A 23,578-nucleotide genomic window follows, 5' to 3' on the forward strand; every position below is an offset into this window, starting at 1 on the left:
CCCGGTCAGCCCGGCTCGAACAACGCGATCGACTCCACGTGTGCGGTGTGCGGGAACATGTCCATCACACCGGCGGCACGCAGCTTCCAGCCGCGTTCGTTGACCAGGAAGCCGGCATCGCGCGCCAGCGAAGCCGGATGGCAGCTGACGTAGACGATGCGCTCGAACTGTTTCAACGGCAGCTGTGCCAGCACGAAATCGGCGCCCGAGCGCGGCGGATCGAGCAGCAGCTTGTCGAAGCCCTGCTTCATCCAGGATTCGCCGCTGAGATCCTTGGCCAGATCGGCGGCATGGAAGTCGGCGTTGGCGATGCCGTTGTGCGCGGCGTTCTCGCGGGCGCGACGCACCAGTCCGGCCTCGCCTTCCACCCCGACCACTTCGCGCACCTGCCGTGCCAGCGGCAGGGTGAAATTGCCCAGGCCGGCGAACAGATCGAGTACGCGGTCGTCGGCCCTGGGCTGCAGCAGGTCGATGGCGTGCTGGATCATCTTGCCGTTGAGGCCGGCGTTGACCTGGATGAAGTCGAGCGGACGGAACAGGAACTCCAGGTTCCATTGCGGCAGGCTGAAAGCCAGCCTCGGCTCGGCCGGCCACAGCGCGTGCACGCTGTCGACGCCCGCCGGCTGCAGGAAAATCGCGAACCCGTGCGCCTGGCCGAAGGCGACGATGGCGCCCTTGTCGGCATCGGTGAGCGGCACCAGGTGGCGGATCGTCAATGCGATGCCACTGAAGTCGGGCGTCGGATCGCCGGCGATGAATTCGATCTGCGGGATCTCGCGACGCGCCTGCAAGCCGTCGACCAGCGCCGCGAGCGCGGGGATGCTCTGGCCGATCTGCGGGATCACGGTGTGGCATTCGCGCAGGTCGGCGACGAAGCGCGGGTCGGTCTCGCGGAAGCCGACCAGGGTCTTGTCCTTCTTCTCGACGCGACGCACCGAGAAGCGGCCCTTGCGACGGTAGCCCCAGGAGGCATCGGTCAATGGCGCGAGGATGCGCTCGGGCGTGACATGGCCGATGCGCTCGAAGTTCTCCATCAGCACGTTCTGCTTGGCGAGGATCTGCTTGTCCTGGGCATAGTGCTGCAGGGCGCAGCCGCTGCACGTGCCGAAATGCGGGCAACGCGGCTCGACCCGCTCGGGCGCGGCGGTCAACACCTCGACCGTGCGCGCCTCGTCGAAACTGCGGTGGCGGCCAGTCTGCGAGGCCATGACGCGCTCGCCGGGCAAGGCGCCGGCGACGAACACGGCCTTGCCGTCGGCGCGGCGGGCGACGCCGCGGCCATCGTGGGTCAGGCCGGTGATTTCTGCTGCGAAGGGGGTTTGATCTATGCGGGCCACAGCGGCTGGCGTGATGCAGGGGGCCGACTATTGTCGCAGATCGGGCACCCTCCCCCTCTCCCTGGCCACTTCGTGGCCTGTCCCTCCCCCGCGAGGGGGAGGGTTTCAGCGCTTACTTCTGCTTCCAGCCGCCACCGGCGTCCTGCACCCACCAGCCCGGGCGTGCGCTATCCACCCATTGCCGCGCGAACACGGCGCGGATCTGCTGTTCCCACTCCGGATGGTTGTTGGCCACGGCGATCTCGCGGTAGACGGCCTTGGCATCGCGGCCCTGCTCGGCCACGGCCTGGTTCACGCCGACGCGCTCGGGCAGCGGGATCTTGGCCGCGTCGCGAACGCTGATGGTGCCGTCATTGGCGAAGCCCAGCGCACCGGAATCGAAATGCGGGCGCAGCTGGCTGTCGAAGCGCGAAGCCATGCGCGACTGGATCGCCTGGATCGCCGGGGTCTTGATGTTGATGTCCGGCTGGTCCTGGGCCTGGGCCGAACCGATGCCCACCAGCGACAGCCAGTCGATGCGCGAGGCCAGCGATTGCGAACCCGCCGGCGTCAACGAAGCGCTCTGGCCGCCCGGCTTGTCCTGCGGCTTGGGCTGCGGCTGCTGGGCGTCGTCGCCGATGACTTTCTCGACGAACTCCTTGGCCGCTTCCTTGGCCTCCGCGGCCGGGAAATAGACGTTGATCGTGACGCAGGCAGTCAGCATCACGGCGGCGACCGGTACCCCCATCCAACGGCGCATGTTGTTCTCCTGTGAGAGGTGTCCGCGCCAGTACGCACTGTGCGGATTGAAGCGTGGCTTACCTTACTCGAAGACCGGTTTGACGTCGCCGCTGCTGGCGGCGATGAGGCGCTCGAGCAGGGTCGGCCAATCGACCCGACGGTTGAAGCCGACCACGCTCAGGCGCGGCAGGCCGGAGCCGTCGACGATAATAAATCCCGGTCCGGCTGAACCCAGCCCTTCCATTTCGCAGACCTCGTCGACGAGCCGACAGGCGATACCAAGATTGCGATAGCCGAAGTCGTCGAACAGCCCGATCAGCTGCGATTGCAGGCTGCTGACGAACGAGGCGTCGCTGACGCTGGACAGGTCCTGCACGGCGCGCTGGCTGATGCGCTGGCGCACGCCGGCGGCCTTGGCGGCATCGGCATCGGATTGCAGGCGCGCATCGAATGCCACTGGCTGCCAGTCAACCAGGCGCAGGTCGGCGATGCGGCCGTCGAGCTTGCCGGTGATCGTGCCGAAACCGAGCACGCCGGTCAGCGATTCCAGGTCGATGTCGTCGAAGGCGATGTCGGACGACAACGTCGGAGCGACACCGAACGGACGCTCCATCGCCAGCGACGACACCTGCACCGTGCCGCCGAACAGCTCCATCGCCAGGCCGCCTTCGAAGTCGAGGCGATCATCGGCGTAACGGGCCTGCGGGATGTGGCCCGTCAGCTGGCCGGTAAAGGCCGGCCAGCCCAGTGCGGTCGAAAGCTGGGCGACATCGAGCTGCTCCAGCTCGAGGCCGAACCGGATCTCCAGACCCTTGTCCGCAGCCGGCGGGGTCAGCTGGAAATGATCGAAACCCGCGCGCCCGCCCAGCAACGGGATCGATACCGGCTGGCGCAGTTGCAGCACGCCGACGTTGCTCAGCAGCGGCAATCGCGCCGCACCGAAGGCCAGACCGTGCAACGAACCGCCGCTCCAGCGCAGTTCGCTTTCGAGGGTGCGGGTGGAGGAGAAGCGCACGTTGCCGTCGAGGCCTTCGAAGCCGAAGCCTCCGCGCGGATCGTCGGCGCTTGCCGATTGCAGGTTGAGGTCGGCTTCGCGCAGGTCGCCGCGTTCGACCCGCAGGCGGACATCGGCAGCGCCGCCCAGGCGCAGTTCGCCCAGGCCTGCCATGCCGAGGAAGCCGGTGAGATAACCATCGCGCAACGGCGACAGGTTGCCGCTGTGCGCGCGCAGATCGAGCGTGCGCAACTGCAGTTGCGGGTCCAGCGCGGCGCTGGCGTCGACACGGAGGATGCCGCGGTCGTTCCAGGCCAGCGTCGGCAGCTGCCACCCGCCCGTTTCGTCCTGCGTCGCCTGCACGCGCAGGTCGACCGGGCGCTGCTGCAGCGACAGGTAGGCGTTGCCGAACAGCATCTCGCCGCCTTGCAACTGGCCGTCGATGCCAACGTGCGTGGTCGCCGCCAGCTCCGCATCGATGTCGAGCCGGGCGCCGATGTTCTCGCCTGCGATGGTGCCGTCGGCGGTATCGAAGGCGACCGCGCGCAACTGCAGTGGACCGCTGATGCGCAACGGCGCTTTCGCCGGTGCGACGATGTCCAGCTGGCCGCTGGCGGTGCCGGCCTTGAGCCGGCCATCGGGCCAGGACCGGGCCAGCAGGGCCTGGGCCCAGGCAATGGGCACGCGCGTGAGATCGATGCGGGTCAGGTCGGGCGTGCTCGCCAGACGCTGCAGGGCGAGTGCACCGTCACCCTGGCTCAGGCGGACATCGGTGCGTGCCGGGTCGAGGTCCAGCGCCAACCGCAGAGGCCGGCTGTTCCCGGAACGGACCTCGCCTTCACATCGCCAGCGGTCTCGCTCGCGCGACAGCGGGCAGCGCCACGTGACATTGCGATAGCCGTAGCCCAGTTCCGGCGCATCGATCCGCCCTGCCCGCAGTTCCAGCATTCCCTGTGCCGCCTGCGCCGGCCATTCCAGGCGCACCTGCACATCCGACATCGTGGCCACCGCGAGCGTGACGCGGGCAATGCGCGCCTGCGCCGTGCGCGCATGCGCCACCCCGGCCGCCAGCAATGGCACGGCCAGCAGGCAGCCCAGCAGCAGGCGTAAGATCCCTCGCGACATGGGCGCAGCATACCTACAGGACGCTAATCGGCGATGACGTTGCAGGAACGACCGCCCCCGGCGCAAGCCGACATGACCCGACCGCGCGTGCTGCTGGTCGAGGACGATCCAATCAGCCGCTCGTTCCTCACCGCCGCGCTGGCAGCCGTGCCGGCCGAGGTCGACGCCGCCGACTGCCTGGCCGCCGCGGTCGCGCTGGCGTCCACGCAGGACTACACACTGTGGATGATCGATGCCCGCCTGCCCGACGGCAGCGGCAGCGAACTGCTCGCGCGGCTGCGCGAGCAATGCCCCGACACGCCGGCGCTGGCGCATACGGCGGCGCACGAAGCGGCCATCCTCGATGCGCTCCTGGCGGCCGGGTTCGGCGATGTGCTGGTCAAGCCGATGCCGGCAGCGACCGTGCAGTCGGCGGTGCGGCGGATGCTCGGCCTGGGCGGTGACGCGTCGCGGGTCTCGGCGGTGGCCGACATGCCACTGCCGCTGTGGGATTACGAGGCCGCGGCGCGCGCCCTCAATGGCAATCGCGCGCACGTCGATACGTTGCGTTCGCTGTTCGCGCTGGAACTTCCCAAGTCGCTGCAGGCGATCGCCGAGGCCGGTGCGCGCGGCGATGGCGAACGCATGCGCGCCGAGTTGCATCGCATGCACGCCAGCTGTGGTTTCGTCGGGGCACTGCGCCTGGGCTCGACGGTGCAGGCATTGCATCGCGAACCGGCATCGCCGGCGCTGCGCGACGCCTTCGAGCTGGCGGCAAGGGAAACGCTGGCATCGCTATAGCGGCAGCCGCGACGGTCGGCTCGCCAGCCGTGGTCAACCTTCCGGAGCGGCGGGTTCGCGCCGGGGTGCGACGCGGCCCAGTTCGGCCAGCATTTCCCAGGACTTCAGTCCGCGCGCGCCAAGGTGGAAGGCGAGCACGCCGCGGATGCACCGGCGCAGGCCTTGCAGGTCGTCGGGATCGGGCATCCGGTCATCGGCCAGCAACAGCAGCGCGCGCCCGGTGGCGGCGCTGCTGCGGTCGCCGTGGCCGCGGTCGCTGAGCAGACGGCTGGGGCCCTGCTCGGGATCGAGGCGATAACGCGCGGCCGGGTCGATAGGCGTGCCCTCGCCGTCGCGGCGCCAGTCGAAGCCGAAGCCCAGAGCATCGAGCAGATCGCGTTCGTAGCGGCGCAGCGTCCAGCCCAGTGACTCGCCGGCGCCGATGCGCGCCCGCGCGACGGCGTAGGCGTCGTACAGGTCTGGCGCGGGATCCTGCCGTGGGGCCAGGCGCAGGGTCAGTTCGTTGAGATAGAACCCGGCCAGCATCGCCTCGCCACCCAGCCTCGGCGCCACATCGATCGCCTCGGCGGAATTCAGCCGCGCCAGTTCACCGACCTGCACGGCATCGAAGCGGATCGACTGCAGCGGCTGCAATGCGGCGCGCAGCACCTGGCGCTTGGGCCCCTGCACGCCGCGTGCGACCAGCCCCAGCCGGCCGTGATTGGCGCTGAGCACTTCGACCAGCAGGCTGGTCTCGCGCCATGGCCGGGCATGCAGGACGAACGCGGGTTCGTTGCTCAGGCGCACGTGCCGGTGCCCGTGTTGGCCTCAGTCGTGATAACCGAACGCCCGCAGCGCTGCTTCGTCGTCGGACCAGCCTTCGCGCACGCGCACCCAGGTTTCCAGGAAGACCTTGCTGCCAAACAGGCGCTCCATCTGCTGGCGCGCACGCGCGCCGATCTCGCGCAGGCGTTCGCCACCCTTGCCGATCACGATCGCTTTCTGGCCATCGCGTTCGACCCAGATCACCGCGCCGATGCGCAGCAGGTTGCCGTCGACTTCGAACTTCTCGATCTCGACCGTGGTCGCGTACGGCAGTTCTTCGCCGAGTTGGCGCATCAGCTGTTCGCGCACCATTTCGCCGGCGAGGAAGCGCTGGCTCTTGTCGGTGATTTCGTCTTCGCCGTACAGGGCTTCCTGTTCGGGCAGTTGTGCGAGCACGGTCTTGACCAGGGCTTCCAGTCCGCTGCGCTTGAGTGCGGAGATCGGGTGCACGCCGGCAAAATCGCGGCCTTCGCTGACCTTGGCCAGGTATGGCAGCAGCGCCGCCTTGTCCTTCATGCGATCGACCTGGTTGACGACCAGCACCACGGGCATGCCAGCCTTTTTCAGGGCGTCAAATGCGAGGGAGTCTTCGTCGTCCCACTGGCCGGCGCGCACGACCAGCAGTGCGGCGTCCACGCCTTCCAGGGCGCCGCGGGCGGCGCGGTTCATCCAGCGGTTCATCGCGCGCTTCTGTTCGCGGTGGATGCCGGGGGTGTCGACCAGCAGCAGTTGGCCTTCGGGGAAGGTGGCAATGCCGAGCAATTGATGGCGCGTGGTCTGGGGGCGGCTGGAGGTAATGCTGACCTTGGCGCCGACCAGCGCGTTGACCAGGGTGGATTTGCCGACGTTGGGACGGCCGATGACGGCAACGTGGCCGGCGCGATGAGTGGGGGTGTTCATTGGGGAGATTGTCGGCTTGCGGGGGGCCGAGGGCAATCAATTATGGACGTGGCCCGGAGGGCGCCCGCGACTTTGATCGCGTTGTCGGCTCAATCGTCGATCTTCAGGCGTTCCAGCGCCACTTCCGCGGCGATCTGCTCGGCGGCGCGGCGCGAGCCGGCCTCGCCCTGCGTCAGCAGCGGGGGCTGGGCCAGGGTGCAGGTGACGACGAAGCTCTTGGCGTGGTCTTCGCCGCTCTCGCTCAGCAGGGCGTAGACCGGCAGTGGTTTCTGGCGGCCCTGCAGCCATTCCTGCAGGCGTGTCTTGGCGTCCTTGCCGACCTTGTGCGGCGGCGGCAATGCGGCGATCGCGGCGCCGAACCACGGCAGGACCGCGGCACGGCAGGTCGCGAAGTCCGAATCCAGGTAGATCGCGCCGATCACCGCTTCCAGGGCGTCGGCCAGGATCGAGTCGCGGCGGTGGCCGCCGGACTTCATTTCGCCAGGGCCGAGGGTCAGTCTTGCCCCGAGTTCGAGTTCGCGGGCGATCGGCGCGAGTGCGGACTCGCGCACGAGTTCGGCGCGGGCCCGCGTCAGCGCGCCTTCGTCGGCACGCGGCCAGTGCGTGTACAGCGCTTCGGCGACGATCAGGTTGACCAGTGCATCGCCGAGGAACTCCAGCCGCTCGTTGTGCGGTGCGCCTGCGCTGCGATGCGTCAGGGCCTGGTCAAGCAGGCCCTGATGGTTGAAGCGATAGCCGATCCGGTCACTCATCCAGCGCCGTTCGACTCAAGAGCTGCTCGGCGCTGAAGTGACCGACGACGTCGATGTTGGCGATCAGCGGGCGACGCACTTCGTACTCGACCGCCATCGTGTAGCCGGCATCCTTGCGCGCGATCTTGACGTCTTCCGGCTTCACGCTCTCGGCGTAGCTGATGTCGAGGCGCTTGAAGAACGCGGCCTTGATCGACGCCGGATCCTGCTGGCTGATGCCCGACTCCTTCGACAGCTGGCTCAGGGCTTCCTTGACGGCAAAGAACTCCGAGTACATCGGAATCAGCTTCATGCCCATGTAGATGAACACGCCGGCCACGGCCAGCACCAGGACGAACCCGATCAGGGTCATGCCGCTCTGCGTACGCTTCATTTCAACCATCCCCCAATGTTTGTGTGCCGCCCGAGCGTCGTCGCAGTCCCCCTGGACGGCGCGGGCGGTGTTTCAGTTGCAGCCATGCCTGGCCAGTATTACTTGATCCGGCTGCCGATGCGTGAACGGTCGACGCCGCCATCGAAGTTCATCCAGATCAGGAACGCTTTGCCGCGCAGGTTCTGCTCCGGCAGGAAGCCCCAGTATCGGCTGTCTTCGCTGTTGTCGCGGTTGTCGCCCATCACGAAATAGTGACCCGGCGGCACGACCCAGTCGCCCTCGCCCTGGTCGAGGAACGGCAGGTTGGTCCGCTCCAGGACGCTGTGCTGGCGGCCCAGCAGGTCTTCGCGCAGCTCCTCGGCCCCGGTCATCTCGGTGCCGTTGCCGACGCCCTGGTAGACGCCGACCGGCACGTAGCTGAGCACCTTGCCGTTCACCGTGACCTGGTTGTCGTGGTAGCCGACGCGGTCGCCAGGCAGGCCGACAATGCGCTTGATCCAGTCCTGATCGGGATGGTGCGGCGGACGGAACACAACCACGTCGCCGCGCGCCGGTTCACCCAGGGCGACGAACTTGTGGTTGTTGATTGGCAGGCGCAGGCCGTAGGTGAACTTGTTGACGAGGATGAAATCGCCGGTCAGCAGGGTCGGCATCATCGAGTTCGACGGGATGCGGAACGGCTCGGCAACGAAACTTCGCAGGATCAGCACCACCGCCAGCACCGGGAAGAATGCCTTGGAGTAGTCGACGACCACCGGCTCCTTGCCGTCGTCGAGCAGGCCCTCTCGCGCGGCGCGGCGCTTGGCCAGCCACAGCTTGTCGAGCAGCCAGACCAGGCCGGAGAACAGGGTCAGGACGACCAGGATGATTTCAAACCAACGCATGCGTGCTCCTCGGGAGAGCCGGGAATGGGGAATCGGGATTGGAGGAGCACAGGAACTCGGACGGGCCAGAGGTCGCCCCCCGGCACCCTCTCATTCCGAGCATAGCGAGGGATCTGCTGTTCGTCATGCGCAGTACGAGGCGACTGGCTTGGCCAATCGCGTACTGCCGACCCCCGGCTGCGGCGGCGTGTGCCGGCATTACTTGTTGTCGGTCTGCAGCACGGCGAGGAAGGCCTCCTGCGGGATCTCCACCCGGCCGACCTGCTTCATCCGCTTCTTGCCCTCTTTCTGCTTCTCGAGGAGCTTCTTCTTGCGGCTGATGTCGCCGCCGTAGCACTTGGCGAGCACGTTCTTGCGCATCGCCTTGACCGTGGAGCGGGCGATGATCTGCGAACCGACGGCGGCCTGGATGGCGACGTCGAACATCTGCCGCGGGATCAGCTCCTTCATCCGCTCGCACAGGTCGCGACCGCGACGGTCCGCGTGACTGCGGTGGGTGATGATCGACAGCGCATCGACCTTGTCGCCGTTGATCAGCGTGTCGACGCGCACGAACGGGCCGGCCTGGAAGCGCAGGAACGTGTAGTCGAGCGAGGCGTAGCCGCGGCTGACCGACTTGAGCCGGTCGAAGAAGTCGAGCACGACTTCGGCCATCGGCAGCTCGTAGCTGATCTGCACCTGGCCACCCATGTACTGGATGCCGATCTGCACGCCGCGCTTTTCTTCGCACAGCGTGATCACGTTGCCGACGTAGTCGGGCGGCGTGAGGATGTTGGCGCGGATGATCGGCTCGCGGACCTCTTCGATCATGTTCACCGGTGGCAGCTTGGCCGGGTTGTCCATCGGCACGATCGAGCCGTCGGTCTTGAGCACTTCGTAGATCACCGTCGGCGCGGTGCTGATGAGGTTGAGGTTGTACTCGCGCTCCAGGCGCTCCTGCACGATCTCCATGTGCAGCATGCCGAGGAAGCCGCAGCGGAAACCGAAGCCCATCGCTTCCGAGCTTTCCGGCTCGAAGCGCAGCGCGGCGTCGTTGAGGCGCAGCTTGTCGAGGGCTTCGCGCAGGTCCGGGTAGTCCTCGGCATCGACCGGGAACAGGCCGGCGAACACGCGCGGCTGCATTTCCTGGAAACCGGGCAGCGGCTTGGACGCAGGGTCGGCAGCCGACGTCAGCGTGTCGCCGACCGGCGCGCCGTGCACGTCCTTGATCGAAGCGTGGATCCAGCCCACCTCGCCCGCGCCCAGCTTGGGCAGGTCCTTGCGCTTGGGGGTGAACACGCCAACCTTGTCGACCTGGTGGGTGCGACCGGTCGACATGACCAATAGCTTGTCGCCGGGCTTGATCTCGCCCTGCATCACGCGCACCAGCGAGACCACGCCGAGGTAGTTGTCGAACCACGAGTCGATGATCAGCGCCTGCAGCTTGTCGGTGTCGCGCGGCTTCGGCGGCGGGATCCGATGGACGATCGCTTCGAGCACGTCGACGACGTTCAGGCCGGTCTTGGCGCTGATCGCCACGGCGTCCTCGGCGTCGATGCCGATGACCGCTTCGATCTCGGCCTTGGCGCGCGCGATGTCGGCGGTGGGCAGGTCGATCTTGTTCAGCACCGGCACCACTTCCAGGCCCTGCTCGACCGCGGTGTAGCAGTTGGCGACCGACTGCGCTTCCACGCCCTGGGCGGCGTCGACCACCAGCAGCGCGCCTTCGCAGGCGGCCAGCGAGCGGCTGACTTCATAGCTGAAGTCGACGTGGCCGGGGGTATCGATGAAGTTCAGGAAATAGGTCTTCCCGTCCTTGGCCGTGTACGGCAGGGAAACCGACTGTGCCTTGATGGTGATGCCGCGCTCGCGCTCGATCGGATTGGAGTCCAGGACCTGCGCTTCCATCTCGCGGGCCTCGAGGCCGCCACAGAGCTGGATGATGCGGTCGGCCAGGGTCGACTTGCCGTGGTCGACGTGGGCAATGATGGAAAAGTTTCTGATCTGCTGCATGCGGGGCCGCGCGAGGCTAGCCGGTTCCTTGAAAATCAACGCGCGATTATCGCATACGGCCCGGTCGCGCCGGTCCGACCCTTCCGGCCGCTCTTCCGGCCACCCTTGCGAGCTGCCCTTCCCCTCTGCCCTGCCCGGCCACCGTGTGCGCAGCGGCGCCCGCCGGCTGGCGGGCGCCGCTGCGCACACGGTGGCCGGCCTCAGCCCGCCTTGGCTTCGTCTTCGGCGGTGACCGCGATGAACTGGGTGCCGCCCTGGCGGCGGACCAGCAGCATCACCGTCTGGCCGGGCTTGACCGTGGACAGCTCGCGATCCAGCGCCGAGGCGCTGGCGACCGAATTGCGGCCCACCGACAGCACCACGTCGCCCGGGCGCAGCCCGGCCTCTGCGGCGGCATCGCCCGGGTTGCGCACCATCACGCCCTCGTTGCCGCGCAGGCCGAGGCGCTGGCGCTCGCCACTGCTCAGGTCCTGGCCGACCAGGCCCAGGGCGTTGCCGGCGGACGGGGCCGCCGGGGCATCGCCCGCGGCCGGGCGCGGCGCGCCGGAACCGCCGGCCACCGTCGCGTCCAGCTCGTTGACCACGACCGTCAGGTCGACGTTGCGGCCGTTGCGGTAAACGCTGACCTTGGCCCGGGTGCCCGGCGCCATCGAGCCGATGATCGGCGGCAGGTCGCTGGACTCGTTGATGGCACGGCCGTCGACGGCGCGAATGACGTCGCCGCGCTCGATGCCGGCCTTCTCGGCCGGGCTGCCGGGCAGCACGTCGGCGATCAGCGCACCGCTGCTGTCGGGCAGGCCCAGGCCCTTGGCCGACTCGCTGGTGATCTGCTGGACCTGCACACCGAGCTGGCCGCGGCTGACCTTGCCGGTCGCGCGCAACTGCTCCGCCGCACCCATGGCCACGTCGATGGGAATGGCGAAGCTCACGCCCATGTAGCCGCCGGAGTTGCTGAAGATCTGCGAGTTGATGCCGACCACTTCACCGCTGGTATTGAGCAGCGGGCCACCGGAGTTGCCCTGGTTGATGGCGACGTCGGTCTGGATGAAGGGCACGTAGCGCTGGTTGGCGTAGGGATTGCTGCGGCCGACCGCACTGACGATGCCGGCGGTGACCGAGTGGTCCAGGCCGAACGGCGAACCGATCGCGATCACCCACTGCCCCGCCTTGGTCGAGCTTGCGTTGGCCATGCGCAGGAACGGCAGGCCCTTGGCGTCGATCTTGAGCAGCGCAACGTCGGACTGCTCGTCGCTGCCGACCACCTTGGCGGTGAACTCGCGACGGTCGGACAGCTTGACCTTGACCGTGTCGGCGCCTTCGACGACGTGGTGGTTGGTCATCACGTAGCCGTCGGCGGAAATGACAAAGCCGCTGCCCATCGAGGTACCGCCGCCGCGCGGGCCGCGCGGGCCGCCGGGAGCCCCGGGACCACCCGGAAACGGCATGTCGTCGCCGAAGAAGCGGCGGAAGATTTCCGGGATCTGCTCGTCGTCGGGCGCGCCGCGCGCATTGCGCTGCGGCGCGACCTCGGCCTGGATATTGACCACCGCCGGCCCGACCCGCTGGACCAGGTTGGTGAAGTCCGGCAGGCCGCTGACCAGGGGCGCGGCCGGCGTCGCGGCCGGTGGCGGCGCGATCGGCGTGCTCGGCGGCTGCGCGGTGCAGGCTACCGGCAGCGAAGCGGCAATGGCGGTGACAAGGACCAGCGAGCGAAGCGGACGGTTCATCGAATACGGCCTCAAAAGAGATCGGATTTCAGGGAGTGCAGCAGGGAAGTTGTAGCAGGCATCCGGACTGCGGCGCCGCCGGCGACGGCGCCATGAAACTCGCAGCTCCCGTCAGCGCCGTGGCGCGGACGACTCGCTGTCGGCGGCGGTCTGTTCGGCCGTCGGCGCCAGGCTCGGCTCAAACGGATAGAACGACGGCGAGGACGCGCCACTACCGTAACTGGCCGTGATGCCGGCGCTGCCGGAGTACTGCGGCAGCACGGCGCGCGGCCACGGCCTGGCAGTCGCCTCGGCATGCTCGGGCTGGAAGGGCTTGCTCGCGACCGGATTGGTCGCCACCGCATCGCTACTCACCGAAGCGAGTGCGGCGGCCGGCGCGACCGACGCCACTGCCGTCGCCGCGACCGGAGTCTGGCGACTGGCCCGCAATGCCGCGCGCTGGCTCTGGCTGCGAGTGGACGAACGGCGTTCTGCCGCGCGTCGCGGAACCTCCACTGCGGCCACGGCGGCCGCGCTGAGACCGGCCTGGTGATCGGGAGCGTCCGGCAAGGCCGGCTCCGGGGTTTGCAGCGCCGGCCTGGCGGGCGCAGGCGTCGTCGCGGCGACCTGCGTGGTCGCTGCATCGCCCACGGCCGGCGCCGCGTCGTTGGAGAAGGGGCGGCTCACGAACAGGGCCGCGACCGCAACCGAAGCTGCAAGCGCGCCGCCAATCCAGCCGCGCCGGCTTGCCGCTGCGCTGCGCGGGGAACGCGACGCTGTCGATGCCGTTGCATTCGAGGCGACCGCGATCAGCGACGGTTCCCGTGCGACGGCCGTGGCCACACGCTCGGAGAAACCATTGCCGGCGAACGCCGTGGCCTGGCCACGCAGCACATCACCATACAGTTGCCAACGGTCGCAGGCCTGGCGCCACTGCGCATCGTGACCGAGCCGCTTGAGTGCGAAGCGTGCTGCATCGCCCTCCAGTTCACCGTCAAACAGCGCACAGAGGGTTTCATTGTCGCGATCGTTGGCTGGCGTATTCATCGCTTCGAAGCTTCCGCAGAGTCGTTGTCGAGCAGGGGCCGCAGTTGCGCATCGATCGCCTCGCGCGCACGGAAGATGCGCGAGCGGACGGTACCGATGGGGCAACCCATCTTCTGCGCGATCTCGTCATAGCTCAGGCCGTCCACCTCGCGCATGGTGATGGCGGTCCGCAATTCTTCAGGCAGGGTTTCGACCACGCGCATCAGCGTTCGTTCAATTTCCTGCCGCAGCAACTCGTGTTCCGGCGTATCGGTGTCGCGCAGGCGGGTGCCGGTGTCGAACTGCTCGGCGTCGCCGGCGTCGATGTCGTCGGTCGGAGGCCTGCGGTTCTGTGCAACCAGGTAATTCTTTGCAGTGTTCACGGCAATCCGGTGCAACCACGTATAGAACTGGGCATCGCCACGGAAGTTCGGCAGCGCCCGGTAGGCGCGTATGAACGTTTCCTGGGCGACGTCCTGGCATTCGCTCCAGTCGGGGATGTAGCGCCCGATCAGTGCGGTGATCCGATGCTGGTACTTGCGCACCAGGGCATCGAAGGCCGCACTGTCGCCGCGCTGGACACGCCCGACAAGCTCCTGGTCCAACTCCACGTCTTTGGGCAACACTAATTCGGCCATACCGCGCCGGCACTCCTGTGGGCTCGGCCATGGCCGAACAATGGGACAACCCTGTCGGGGGAAAGTTCAATCACGATCATTAATGGGGTCGGGCCCGGCGCGCCGCAAGCGCCAAGGGTCAGGGTCTCATCGACCCGTCCCGATGGCCATTGCAATGGCCATTCCAACGGCGACCTCACGGAATCTCAGCGAGGCAACCGCCACACTCCGATTTGACGCCGGGGAAACATCCTCGGGATGATAGCGTTCTCTCCATACCTGAACGAATGGTGCCGAATGATTGCTGGCCTTGACGGTCTCCGCTTCCAGCACTGGCAGACCGAGCTGCGCGCCGATGGTGTCCTGGTGCTGTCGTTCGACCGCGCCGGTGCGCCAGTCAACACCTTTGGCCAGGACGTCCTGATCGAACTGGATACCCTGCTCGAGCGGCTGGCGCTGGATCCGCCCAAGGGCCTGGTGCTGCGCTCGGCCAAGGCGTCGGGCTTCATTGCCGGCGCCGACATCAAGGAGTTCCAGACCTTCGATGCCAAGGGCACCGTCGGCGATGCCATTCGTCGCGGCCAGCAGACATTCCAGCGCCTGGCCGAACTGCCCTGCCCGACCGTCGCCGCGATCCATGGTTTCTGCATGGGCGGCGGCACCGAGATCGCGCTGGCGTGTCGCTATCGCGTTGCCAGCAACGATCCGTCGACCCGCATCGGCCTGCCGGAAGTGAAGCTGGGCATCTACCCGGGCTGGGGCGGCAGTGTCCGCCTGCCGCGCCTGATCGGTGCACCGGCAGCCTTCGACATGATGCTGACCGGACGCACGCTGTCGGCCTCGGCCGCGCGCGCCAATGGCCTGGTCGACAAGGTCACCGATCCGTCGAGCCTGATCGATGTCGCGGCGGCCTATGCGCTGCGCGGCAGCCAGCGTCCCTTCAAGCAGCGCATGCTGGCATGGGCCACCAACACGCTGCCTGCGCGCAAGCTGCTCGCACCGGTGCTGACCAAGCAGGTCGCACGCAAGGCGCGCAAGGAGCATTACCCGGCGCCGTATGCACTGATCAATACCTGGGCCAACAGCGGCGGCGGCATCCAGAGTCTGTTGTCGGCCGAGCGCAAGTCGGTGGTGAAGCTGGCCTCGACGCCGACCGCGCGCAACCTGATCCGCGTGTTCTTCCTGCAGGAGCGGCTCAAGGGCCAGGGCGGCAAGGAGCACGGCATCAGTCATGTGCACGTCGTCGGCGCCGGCGTGATGGGTGGCGACATCGCCGCGTGGTCGGCCTACAAGGGCTTCAACGTCACGTTGCAGGACCGCGAGCAGCGCTTCATCGACGGCGCGCTGACGCGCGCGCAGACGCTGTTCGAGAAGAAGGTCAAGGACGAGGCCAAGCGCATGGACGTGAGCGCCCGCCTGAAGGGCGACCTTGCCGGAGAAGGCGTCGCCAGCGCCGACCTGGTGATCGAGGCGATCATCGAGAATGCGCAGGCCAAGCGCGAGCTGTATGCCGAACTCGAGCCGCGCATGAAGTTCGACGCGCTGCTGACCACCAACACTTCGTCGATCCCGCTGACCGAGCTGCGCGAGCACATCGGCCGTCCGGCGCATTTCGCCGGGCTGCACTACTTCAATCCGGTGGCGTTGATGCCGCTGGTGGAAATCATCCACCACGACCGCGTCGCTTCGCAGACGCAGCAGCGCCTGGCGGCGTTCTGCAAGGCGATCGACAAGCTGCCCGTGCCGGTGGCGGGCACGCCGGGCTTCCTGGTCAACCGCGTGTTGTTCCCGTACATGCTCGAAGCCGCGACCGCATACGCCGAAGGCATCCCGGGCGCGGCGATCGACAAGGCGGCCGTGAAGTTCGGCATGCCGATGGGTCCGATCGAATTGATCGACACGGTTGGCCTGGACGTCGCCTCCGGCGTCGGCGGTGAACTGGCGCCGTTTCTCGGCCTGCCGATCCCCTCCTCGCTGGCGACGCCGCCGCAGCAGGGCAAGCGCGGAAAGAAGGACGGCCAGGGCCTGTACAAGTGGGAGAACGGCAAGGCGATCAAGCCGGCACTGCCCAAGGACTATCAGACGCCATCTGATCTGGAAGACCGCCTGATCCTGCCGCTGCTCAACGAGGCGGTCGCATGCCTGCACGATGGCGTGGTCAGCGATGCCGACCTGCTCGATGCCGGCGTGATCTTCGGCACCGGCTTCGCTCCGTTCCGCGGCGGCCCGATCCAGTACATCCGCGAAACCGGCGCCGACGCGCTGCTCACGCGCCTGCAGCAGTTGCACGCCCGCTATGGCGACCGTTTCGCGCCGCGCCCGGGTTGGGATAGCGGCGCACTGCGCGGTTGACGTTTGCATGCCCCTCTCTCGCTTGCGGGGTGAGAGGGCGCTGCTTGCGAGCCACTGGCTCGCGCGCACTCGAACGCCCGAGCGCTATGCGCTCGGGCCGGGGTGCGGGTTGGTTTGAGGGAAGCATCGTTGTGGTCGGTGGGGGAGCAGGTGGGGTGTATTCCGTGAACCTCCGCTTCGCTCCGTTAATCGTTCACGAAATACACCCCACCTGCTCCTTCACAACACTTCCGCCGATTTATTGACTTCGCGTGTTGGCGCCCTTGCACTGCCCGCATGGCGTCGCTGCGAGGGTGGGACTCGGGCTGCATTGATACAGGGCGATGTCCGTGCCCTACTCATTCGCGCGTCCGCTCGGTGAGCTCGGTCCCGGACGCCCGCGAAGAGATCAAGTGGTTCCAAAGAAGAACGGAGGCCCGTCATTCCCGCGAAGGCGGGAACCCGGCGACGTTGATCTTGCCTCGTCTTTCCCGCGAAAGCGGAAACCCAACAACGTCGACCTTGGCCCGTCATCCCGGCAAACGCCGGGATGATGGTGAGGGCGGCTTCCCGGATGACGGGGCTGCGGCGCGACTACATCGTGTGCGTCGCGCGCTCCGCGCTGAGCGTGCCGGCCAGCAGCGCTTCGATCTTGCCCTTGACCGTCTCGCCTTCCGCGGTCTCGGCGAACTGCACGCCGATGCCCGCCGGACGATTGCCCTGCGCACCCACCGGCGTCACCCAGACCACCTTGCCGGCGACCGGCAGGCGCTCGTTCGACTCGGGCAGCGTCAGCAGCAGGAAGACCTCGTCGCCGAGGAAATAACGCTTGGGCGTGGCCACGAAAACACCGCCGCCCTTGAGGAATGGCATGTACGCACTGTAGAGCTGCGCCTTGTCCTTGATCGCGCAGGACAGAATGCCCTGGCGCGCACCACCTGCAGAACTCATGCCGCTCATACCCTGCTCCCCCCTTCTGCCCGCCGCCCGTCGAGGGCGCGCCAGGCCAGCAACAATTCGGTGACCGCAAGGTCGGCCCGCACCGTGGTGCGCAGCAGATCGCGGGTCCGGTTCGCCTGATCGAACCACGCAGCCAGACTGCGCGTTCGACCCGGGTCGGTCAAGCCGGCGGCGTCGGCCAGCGCCAGGTCGGCGGCATGGCGCAGACGCAGGCCGGCATCCTCGTCGCCGACCCAGCGCTGGGCTGTCTCGATGGCGCCGATGTCGCCGCGCGCGAGCTTGGCCAGGTCGCTGGCGACCTCGCGGCGCAGCTTCAGACCATCGTTGCCGAGCCACTGGTTGGCCAGGCCCGGATGGCCACGCGCGGCTTCCAATGCTTCGCGCGCACTGGCGTCGGAATGCCCCAGCTGTTTCAGCCACGCTTGCGATTCGGCGGCCTGCGGCAGGCGGAATTCATAGCGCTGGCAGCGGCTGCGGATCGTCGCCGGCAGTCGCGCCGGATGCGCGCTCAGCAGCCACAGGTAGCGGCCCGGCACCGGCTCCTCGAGGGTCTTCAACAAGGCATTGCAGGCGGCATGGTTCACCGCCTCGGCCGGGTCGATGATCACCACCTGCGCGCCGCCGTATTGCGGCGTCAGCGACAGCTTGTCGGAGATCTGGCGGATCTGGTCGATGACGATTTCCGTGCGCAGGCGCGTGCCTTCCTTGTTCGGCACGAACGACACCAACTGGTAGTCCGGGTGCGTGCCGGCCGCGAGCAGGTGGCAACTGCGGCAGCTGCCGCACGGCTCGCCGGTCGCGCTCGGCTGCTGGCACAACAGCCGTTGTGCCAGGCGCTCGGCCACCGCGCGCTTGCCCAGTTGCGCCGGCCCGCAGAACAGCAGGCCGTGCGCCAGTCGCCCGCTCGCCTGCGCGGCCACGGCCTGGTCGTATACGCGCTGTTGCCAGGGCGCGAACGTGCTGGCCGCCGCCATCGCGGTCATGCCGGCGCCCTCTCGATGAACGCACGCAGGTGCGCCACCGCCTGCGCGGCCACGACGTCCGCCGGCTGGGTGGCGTCGATGACGCGGAAACGCTCCGGCTCGGCCGATGCCCGCGCCAGGTAGCCATTGCGCACGCGCTCGAAGAAATCCTCGCGTTCGCTCTCGATACGATCGCTGGCGCCGCGCCCGCGCGCACGCTGCAAGCCGATCGCGACCGGCACGTCCAGCAACAGCGTCAACGCCGGAGCGATGCCGACGACGCGGCGCTCGAGTTCGGCGATGAACTGCACGTCGCCGCCGCGCGCGGCGCCCTGGTAGGCGTAGCTGGCGTCGGTGAAGCGATCGCTGATGACCCATGCGCCGCGCTGCAGCGCCGGCACGATGGTTTCGCGCACATGCTGGGCGCGTGCGGCAAACACCAGCAGCAGTTCGGTGTCGGCGGTGGGCGGCTCATGGTGGGTGTCCAGCAGCAGGCCGCGGATCTGCTCGGCCAATGGCGTGCCGCCGGGCTCGCGCGTGGCCACGATTTCCTCGCCGGTGGCCTTCAGCGCCTCACGCAGCGCCGCGAGCACGGTCGACTTGCCGGCGCCCTCGCCGCCTTCGAGCGTGATGAAACGCGGTTGCCTCTGCAGGGGCGTGCCTGGGCTGGTCATTACTGGCTCCCCGACTGCGCGGCGCGGTACTTCGCAAGATAGGCGCGGACGTTGGCCTGGTGCTCGGCGTAGGTGCGCGCGAACAGGTGACGCCCGCTGCCATCGCCGACGGCAACGAAGAACAGCGCATCGCCGTCCGCAGGTTTGGCCACCGCCTCGAGCGCGCCGATGCCGGGCATCGCGATCGGCGTCGGCGGCAGGCCGGCAATGAGGTAGGTGTTGTATGGATTGTCCGCGCGCAGGTCGCGCTTGCGGATGTTGCCGTCGTAGGCGCTGCCGATCCCGTAGATCACGGTCGGATCCGTTTCCAGGCGCATGCCCAGCTTGAGGCGACGCGCGAACAGGCCGGCGATCTGCGGACGCTCGGAGGCGATGCCGGTTTCCTTCTCCACGATCGAGGCCAGCACCAGCATCTCGTCCGGTGTCTTGAGAACGGTGTCGGCGCTGCGCTGCTGCCACGCCGCGTCGAGCGCCTTGTCCATCGCCGCGTGCGCGCGCTTGAGCACATCCAGGTCACTGTCGCCGCGCGTGTACAGGTAGGTCTCGGGCAGGAAGCGGCCTTCGGGATGCTGGCCCGGAGCACCGACCGCCTTCATCAGCGCGGCATCGTCGAGCTTGCCCGACTCCAGCGTGAGCGGCCTGGCTTTGGCCAGGGCCGCGCGCAGTTCGCGGATGTTCCAGCCTTCGACAATGGTGAAGCGATGGCGGATCACGCGGCCATCGCGCATCGCCACCAGCAGTGCGCGTGGCGAGGTACCCGGTTCGATCGCGTATTCGCCGACCTGCAGCTTGCCGGCCGCGCCGAGTTGCTTGGCCAGCGCGCGCCATTCGAGCAGGTCGCCTTCGCGCACGCCGGCCTCGCGCAGCTTGCGCACGACCGTGGGCAGCGAATCGCCGCGTTCGACCATCACGGTTTCGTCCGCCTCCAGGCCGGACATCGGCGCGTCGGCGAATCCGGTGTAACGCTGCCATAGCCAGAAGCCCGTGCCGGCCGCGACCAGCAGCAACAGCAACAGGAAACCCGAGGAAATACGTCCGGCAGACCGGCGCGCGGATTTGCGACTCACGAAACCTCCGTGGCGAAAGCGGGATGCTCGGCGGCAAGGCGGTGCTGCAGCGCGACCACCTGCGGATGCGGTTGCCATGTGCGGGCGCCGAGCCGCGCCACCGGCAGGATACCGCGCACGGCATTGCACAGGAAAACCGCGTCGGCGGCTTCGACATCGGTCACAGCCAGGCGCACCTCGCGTGCCGGCAACGCCTCCAGCGCCCAGGCCCGGCATACGCCGGCGATGCCGCAGCGGTCCACGGCCGGGGTGGTCCATTGGCCCTGGCGCAGGATGAACACGTTGGCAGCGGTGGCGCTGACCACGTCGCCCTCGCTGCTGCACAGCAGGCCGTCATGGATGGCGGGGTCGTCCCATTCGGCGCGGGCCAGCACCTGCTCGAGGCGGTTGCAGTGCTTGATGCCGGCCAGCGCCGGCTGCACGGCCAGGCGTGTGTCGCACCAGCGCAGGCTCAGGCCAGTGTCGCAGGCCGGCGGCAAGGGATGGCGGGCAAGCACCCAGTGGGGGATTACGGCCGAAGGCGGCCCGTAGCCACGTCCGCCACTGCCGCGCGTCACGATCAGTTTCAGCACGGCGTCGGCGCCGGCGAGCAGGCGCGTGGCCTCGGCAAAGGCCTGGCGCTCCTCGGGAAGTACAAGGCCCAGCATCGCTGCGCCGCGCTGCAGGCGCTGCCAGTGCGCAGGCCACCAGCGCATCTCGCCGCGGTGCGCGCGAACGGTCTCGAACAGGCCATCACCGTAGGCCAGGCCGCGGTCGTGGTCCGGCAGGGCCGGCAGCGGCTGGTCGCCGGCGAAGTAACGCACTTGCGGCGCACTCATCCGGCCACTCCAAGGGCGCGCAGCATGCCGCGCGCCTTGGCCCGGGTCTCGTCGAGCTCGCGCTGCGGATCGGAGTCGGCCACGATGCCGGCGCCGGTGCGGAAGCGCAGCGTCGCTCCGCCCGCCCGGGTCGGCTCCAGTTCGGCGCTGCGGATGAGGATGTTGAGGTCGAGATCGCCGTCGCGGTTGAGCCAGCCCATTGCGCCGGTATAGGCGCCACGGCCTATGCCCTCGAGCTCGGCGATGATCTGCATGCAGCGCACCTTCGGGCAACCGGTGATGGTGCCGCCGGGGAACACCGCGCGGATCACCTGCCCCGGAGTCGCGTCGTCGCGCAGGCGACCGCGCACGTTGCTGACGATGTGGTGGACGTGGGCATAGCTTTCGACGGTCATCAGCTCGTCGACTTCGACGCTGCCCGGCGAGCAGACGCGACCGAGGTCGTTGCGCTCCAGGTCGATCAGCATCACGTGCTCGGCACGTTCCTTGGGATGGCCAACCAGTTCCTGGATGCGCGCGGCGTCGTCATCGCCGGCGAAGCGCGGCCGCGTACCGGCGATCGGCCGGGTCTCGACGACATCGCCACGCACCGACACCAGCCGTTCCGGCGAGGCGCTGACCACGGCCCAGTCGGCACCGGCGAACACGCCCGCGAACGGGGCCGGATTGTTCTGGCGCAAGCGTTCGAACAACGCCGCCGGTGGCAGCGGCGCATCGAATCGCGCCACCCAGCCGCGCGAAAGATTGGCCTGGAAAACATCGCCGGCGGCGAGATAGTCGAGCACGCGGCGCACGCCCGAGGTGAAGCGCTCCGGCGCGTCTTCCTCCAGCGACGCGGGCGGCTGCCACGGCGCGAGTGCCGGCAAACGCACGGCGGAGTCGACATCGGCAAGCACGGTGGCGACCAGGCCGTCTTGGCCGACTTCGCTCACCAGCACGCATTCGCCGCTGGTGTGGTCGCGCAGGACCGCGGCCGGGCAACGAAGCGCCAGCGCCACCGGCAAGCGACCATCGGCACGCGGCAGGTTCAATACCGGCTCGACCTGGGCCGCGGCTTCGTAGCCGAAGAACAACGCCCAGCCGCCGCGGAACGGCCAGCGTGGTTCGTCGCGGGCGACGCGCAGCGATTGCCATTGCGCGTCGAGCGCGGCGAAGAAATCGCCGTCGACCACGGCGCCATTGGCGTCATGGGTGGTGCCGTCGCCATCCAGGTGCAGCGAATCGCCACTGGCCACCAGCAGCAGGTCCCAGCGGCCCTGGGCGGTGCCGTGGGCACTGGACTCCAGCAACAGCGGGTAGCGCGCGGGCGACAGACGCTGCAGCGAGAGCAGGTCGAAGGTGGCAGGCAGGGAACGGGTCAGCAGCATCTGCGTATTAGACAGGGTTTTCAGACAGGCCAGAAACGACAATCCCCGCCGCAGCGGGGATCGTCAGGCAAACCCACGGCGCGGTGCTCAGATCCGCTTGAACACCAGCGTGCCGTTGGTGCCGCCGAAACCGAAGCCGTTGGAGACGGCGACGTCAATCTTGGCCTGGCGCGCCGTGTTCGGCACGTAGTCCAGGTCGCAGCCTTCGCCGGCTTCTTCCAGGTTGATGGTCGGCGGGATGATGCCGTGGTGCAGCGCCAGCACCGAAAAGATCGCCTCGACGCCGCCGGCGGCGCCGAGCAGGTGGCCGGTCATCGACTTTGTCGAGCTGACCATGGTCTTGTAGGCGTGCTCGCCCAGTGCGCGCTTGATCGCCAGCGTCTCGGCGAGGTCGCCCAGCGGCGTGGAGGTGCCGTGTGCGTTGAGGTAGCCGACCTCGACTGCATTGACACCGGCGTCCTTGAGCGCGGCCACCATGCAGCGCGCCGGGCCTTCGCCATTCTCGCTCGGTGCGGTCATGTGGAAGGCGTCTGAGCTGGCGCCGAAACCGGACAGCTCGCAGTAGATGCGCGCGCCACGCGCCTTCGCACGCTCGTACTCTTCCAGGATCAGGATGCCGGCGCCGTCACCGAGGACGAAGCCGTCGCGGTCCTTGTCCCACGGACGCGAGGCATGGGTCGGGTCGTCGTTGCGCGTCGACATCGCCTTCATCGAGCAGAAGCCGGCGACCGACGTCGGCGAGGAACCGCGCTCGGCGCCACCGGCGACCATCACGTCGGCATCGCCGTACTGGATCATGCGCATCGCCATGCCAATCGAATGGTTGGCAGTGGCGCAGGCCGAAACGGCCGAGAAATTGGGGCCCTTGATGCCGGTCAGCAGCGAGACCTGGCCGGGCAGCATGTTGATGATCGTGCTGGGCACGTAGAACGGCGAGACCTTGCGCGGGCCGCCTTCGTGGTACTTGATCGTCTGCTCTTCGATGCCGAGCAGGCCGCCGATGCCCGAGCCGATCAGCGCACCGATGCGCTCGGCGTTGGACTCGTCGACGGTGATGCCGGCGTCCTGGATCGCCATCATCGAAGCGGCGACACCGTAGTGGATGAACTCTTCCATCTTCTTGGCATACTTCGGGCTCACCCACTGGGTGATGTCGAAGTTGCGCACTTCACCGGCGATGCGGGTGGTGAAGGCCGAAGCGTCGAAGTGGGTGATCGGGCCGATGCCGGAGCGGCCGTTGACGATGCCGTCCCAGCTGCTGGCCAGGTCGTTGCCGAGCGGCGACACGATGCCGAGGCCGGTGACCACGACGCGTCGGTTGAAGGCGCGATTGGACATGAAACACTCCGTCTACGAACACTACGCCGGCGCATGGTCCGGCACATAAGA

Annotated in this window: 21 protein-coding genes; 2 read left to right on the forward strand and 19 right to left on the reverse strand. The window is 68.1% G+C overall.

Going from position 1 to position 23,578, the window contains the following annotated elements:
• Positions 1 to 5: 5 nt before the first annotated feature.
• The 3 genes from rlmD to AC1DER_RS05025 form a co-directional block, all read right to left on the reverse strand.
• Positions 6 to 1,337: a 23S rRNA (uracil(1939)-C(5))-methyltransferase RlmD gene (rlmD, locus tag AC1DER_RS05015; protein ID WP_477247859.1), complete on the reverse strand. Its 1,332-nt coding sequence runs from the start codon at positions 1,335 to 1,337 to the stop codon at positions 6 to 8.
• A gap of 112 nt (positions 1,338 to 1,449) precedes the next feature.
• Positions 1,450 to 2,076: a YdbL family probable chaperone protein gene (locus tag AC1DER_RS05020; RefSeq protein WP_441814966.1), complete on the reverse strand. Its 627-nt coding sequence runs from the start codon at positions 2,074 to 2,076 to the stop codon at positions 1,450 to 1,452.
• Positions 2,077 to 2,139: 63 nt separating this feature from the next.
• Complete coding sequence (locus AC1DER_RS05025) at positions 2,140 to 4,176, reverse strand: translocation/assembly module TamB domain-containing protein (protein WP_477247861.1); 2,037 nt, start codon at positions 4,174 to 4,176, stop codon at positions 2,140 to 2,142.
• A 72-nt stretch (positions 4,177 to 4,248) separates the two neighbouring features.
• Between AC1DER_RS05025 and AC1DER_RS05030 the strand changes: the two genes are divergently transcribed.
• The gene (locus AC1DER_RS05030) at positions 4,249 to 4,956 is read left to right on the forward strand and encodes a response regulator (protein WP_477247863.1); all 708 of its coding nucleotides are present in this window, start codon (positions 4,249 to 4,251) and stop codon (positions 4,954 to 4,956) included.
• A gap of 33 nt (positions 4,957 to 4,989) precedes the next feature.
• Here AC1DER_RS05030 and recO read toward each other — a convergent pair whose 3' ends face one another.
• The 9 genes from recO to rpoE form a co-directional block, all read right to left on the reverse strand.
• Positions 4,990 to 5,742, reverse strand: a complete 753-nt coding sequence (gene recO / locus AC1DER_RS05035; protein ID WP_477247865.1) for a DNA repair protein RecO — start codon at positions 5,740 to 5,742, stop codon at positions 4,990 to 4,992.
• A 21-nt stretch (positions 5,743 to 5,763) separates the two neighbouring features.
• Complete coding sequence (gene era / locus AC1DER_RS05040) at positions 5,764 to 6,660, reverse strand: GTPase Era (protein ID WP_477247867.1); 897 nt, start codon at positions 6,658 to 6,660, stop codon at positions 5,764 to 5,766.
• An 89-nt stretch (positions 6,661 to 6,749) separates the two neighbouring features.
• Positions 6,750 to 7,412, reverse strand: coding sequence for a ribonuclease III (gene rnc, locus AC1DER_RS05045; protein ID WP_477247869.1), 663 nt, complete (start codon positions 7,410 to 7,412; stop codon positions 6,750 to 6,752).
• Positions 7,405 to 7,785, reverse strand: a complete 381-nt coding sequence (locus tag AC1DER_RS05050; protein ID WP_441814972.1) for a DUF4845 domain-containing protein — start codon at positions 7,783 to 7,785, stop codon at positions 7,405 to 7,407. Before AC1DER_RS05050 ends, rnc begins: the two co-directional genes overlap by 8 nt.
• Before the next feature lie 98 nt (positions 7,786 to 7,883).
• Positions 7,884 to 8,669: a signal peptidase I gene (lepB, locus tag AC1DER_RS05055; protein WP_477247872.1), complete on the reverse strand. Its 786-nt coding sequence runs from the start codon at positions 8,667 to 8,669 to the stop codon at positions 7,884 to 7,886.
• A 198-nt stretch (positions 8,670 to 8,867) separates the two neighbouring features.
• Positions 8,868 to 10,661, reverse strand: coding sequence for a translation elongation factor 4 (gene lepA / locus AC1DER_RS05060; protein WP_477247874.1), 1,794 nt, complete (start codon positions 10,659 to 10,661; stop codon positions 8,868 to 8,870).
• 200 nt (positions 10,662 to 10,861) lie between these two features.
• On the reverse strand, positions 10,862 to 12,388 hold the full coding sequence (locus AC1DER_RS05065) for a DegQ family serine endoprotease (RefSeq protein WP_441814975.1): 1,527 nt from the start codon (positions 12,386 to 12,388) through the stop codon (positions 10,862 to 10,864).
• A 111-nt stretch (positions 12,389 to 12,499) separates the two neighbouring features.
• Positions 12,500 to 13,414 carry a sigma-E factor negative regulatory protein gene (locus AC1DER_RS05070; protein ID WP_477247878.1) on the reverse strand — a complete coding sequence of 305 codons (915 nt, stop codon included), beginning with the start codon at positions 13,412 to 13,414 and terminating at the stop codon, positions 12,500 to 12,502.
• Positions 13,411 to 14,031 (reverse strand): RNA polymerase sigma factor RpoE, encoded by a 621-nt coding sequence (rpoE, locus tag AC1DER_RS05075; protein ID WP_441814977.1) that lies wholly within the window; start codon positions 14,029 to 14,031, stop codon positions 13,411 to 13,413. Before rpoE ends, AC1DER_RS05070 begins: the two co-directional genes overlap by 4 nt.
• A gap of 276 nt (positions 14,032 to 14,307) precedes the next feature.
• Between rpoE and AC1DER_RS05080 the strand changes: the two genes are divergently transcribed.
• Positions 14,308 to 16,362 carry a 3-hydroxyacyl-CoA dehydrogenase NAD-binding domain-containing protein gene (locus AC1DER_RS05080; RefSeq protein ID WP_441814978.1) on the forward strand — a complete coding sequence of 685 codons (2,055 nt, stop codon included), beginning with the start codon at positions 14,308 to 14,310 and terminating at the stop codon, positions 16,360 to 16,362.
• 573 nt (positions 16,363 to 16,935) lie between these two features.
• Here the strand turns inward: AC1DER_RS05080 and AC1DER_RS05085 are convergent.
• The 7 genes from AC1DER_RS05085 to fabF form a co-directional block, all read right to left on the reverse strand.
• Positions 16,936 to 17,292 carry a PilZ domain-containing protein gene (locus AC1DER_RS05085; protein WP_441814979.1) on the reverse strand — a complete coding sequence of 119 codons (357 nt, stop codon included), beginning with the start codon at positions 17,290 to 17,292 and terminating at the stop codon, positions 16,936 to 16,938.
• 5 nt (positions 17,293 to 17,297) lie between these two features.
• Entirely contained in the window at positions 17,298 to 18,275 is a 978-nt protein-coding gene (locus AC1DER_RS05090) for a DNA polymerase III subunit delta' (RefSeq protein ID WP_477247902.1), read from the reverse strand.
• 5 nt (positions 18,276 to 18,280) lie between these two features.
• Positions 18,281 to 18,937 carry a dTMP kinase gene (gene tmk / locus AC1DER_RS05095; RefSeq protein ID WP_477247882.1) on the reverse strand — a complete coding sequence of 219 codons (657 nt, stop codon included), beginning with the start codon at positions 18,935 to 18,937 and terminating at the stop codon, positions 18,281 to 18,283.
• Positions 18,937 to 20,004, reverse strand: a complete 1,068-nt coding sequence (gene mltG / locus AC1DER_RS05100) for an endolytic transglycosylase MltG (RefSeq protein WP_441814981.1) — start codon at positions 20,002 to 20,004, stop codon at positions 18,937 to 18,939. Before mltG ends, tmk begins: the two co-directional genes overlap by 1 nt.
• A complete protein-coding gene (gene pabC / locus AC1DER_RS05105; RefSeq protein ID WP_477247884.1) occupies positions 20,001 to 20,822 on the reverse strand; it encodes an aminodeoxychorismate lyase in 822 nt (273 codons plus the stop codon). Before pabC ends, mltG begins: the two co-directional genes overlap by 4 nt.
• A complete protein-coding gene (locus AC1DER_RS05110; RefSeq protein ID WP_477247885.1) occupies positions 20,819 to 22,189 on the reverse strand; it encodes an aminodeoxychorismate synthase component I in 1,371 nt (456 codons plus the stop codon). The genes pabC and AC1DER_RS05110 overlap by 4 nt, the downstream gene beginning before the upstream one ends.
• An 87-nt stretch (positions 22,190 to 22,276) precedes the next feature.
• Positions 22,277 to 23,527 carry a beta-ketoacyl-ACP synthase II gene (gene fabF / locus AC1DER_RS05115; RefSeq protein ID WP_477247887.1) on the reverse strand — a complete coding sequence of 417 codons (1,251 nt, stop codon included), beginning with the start codon at positions 23,525 to 23,527 and terminating at the stop codon, positions 22,277 to 22,279.
• Positions 23,528 to 23,578: the final 51 nt, after the last annotated feature.

Source organism: Lysobacter sp. 05T417 (assembly GCF_056396405.1).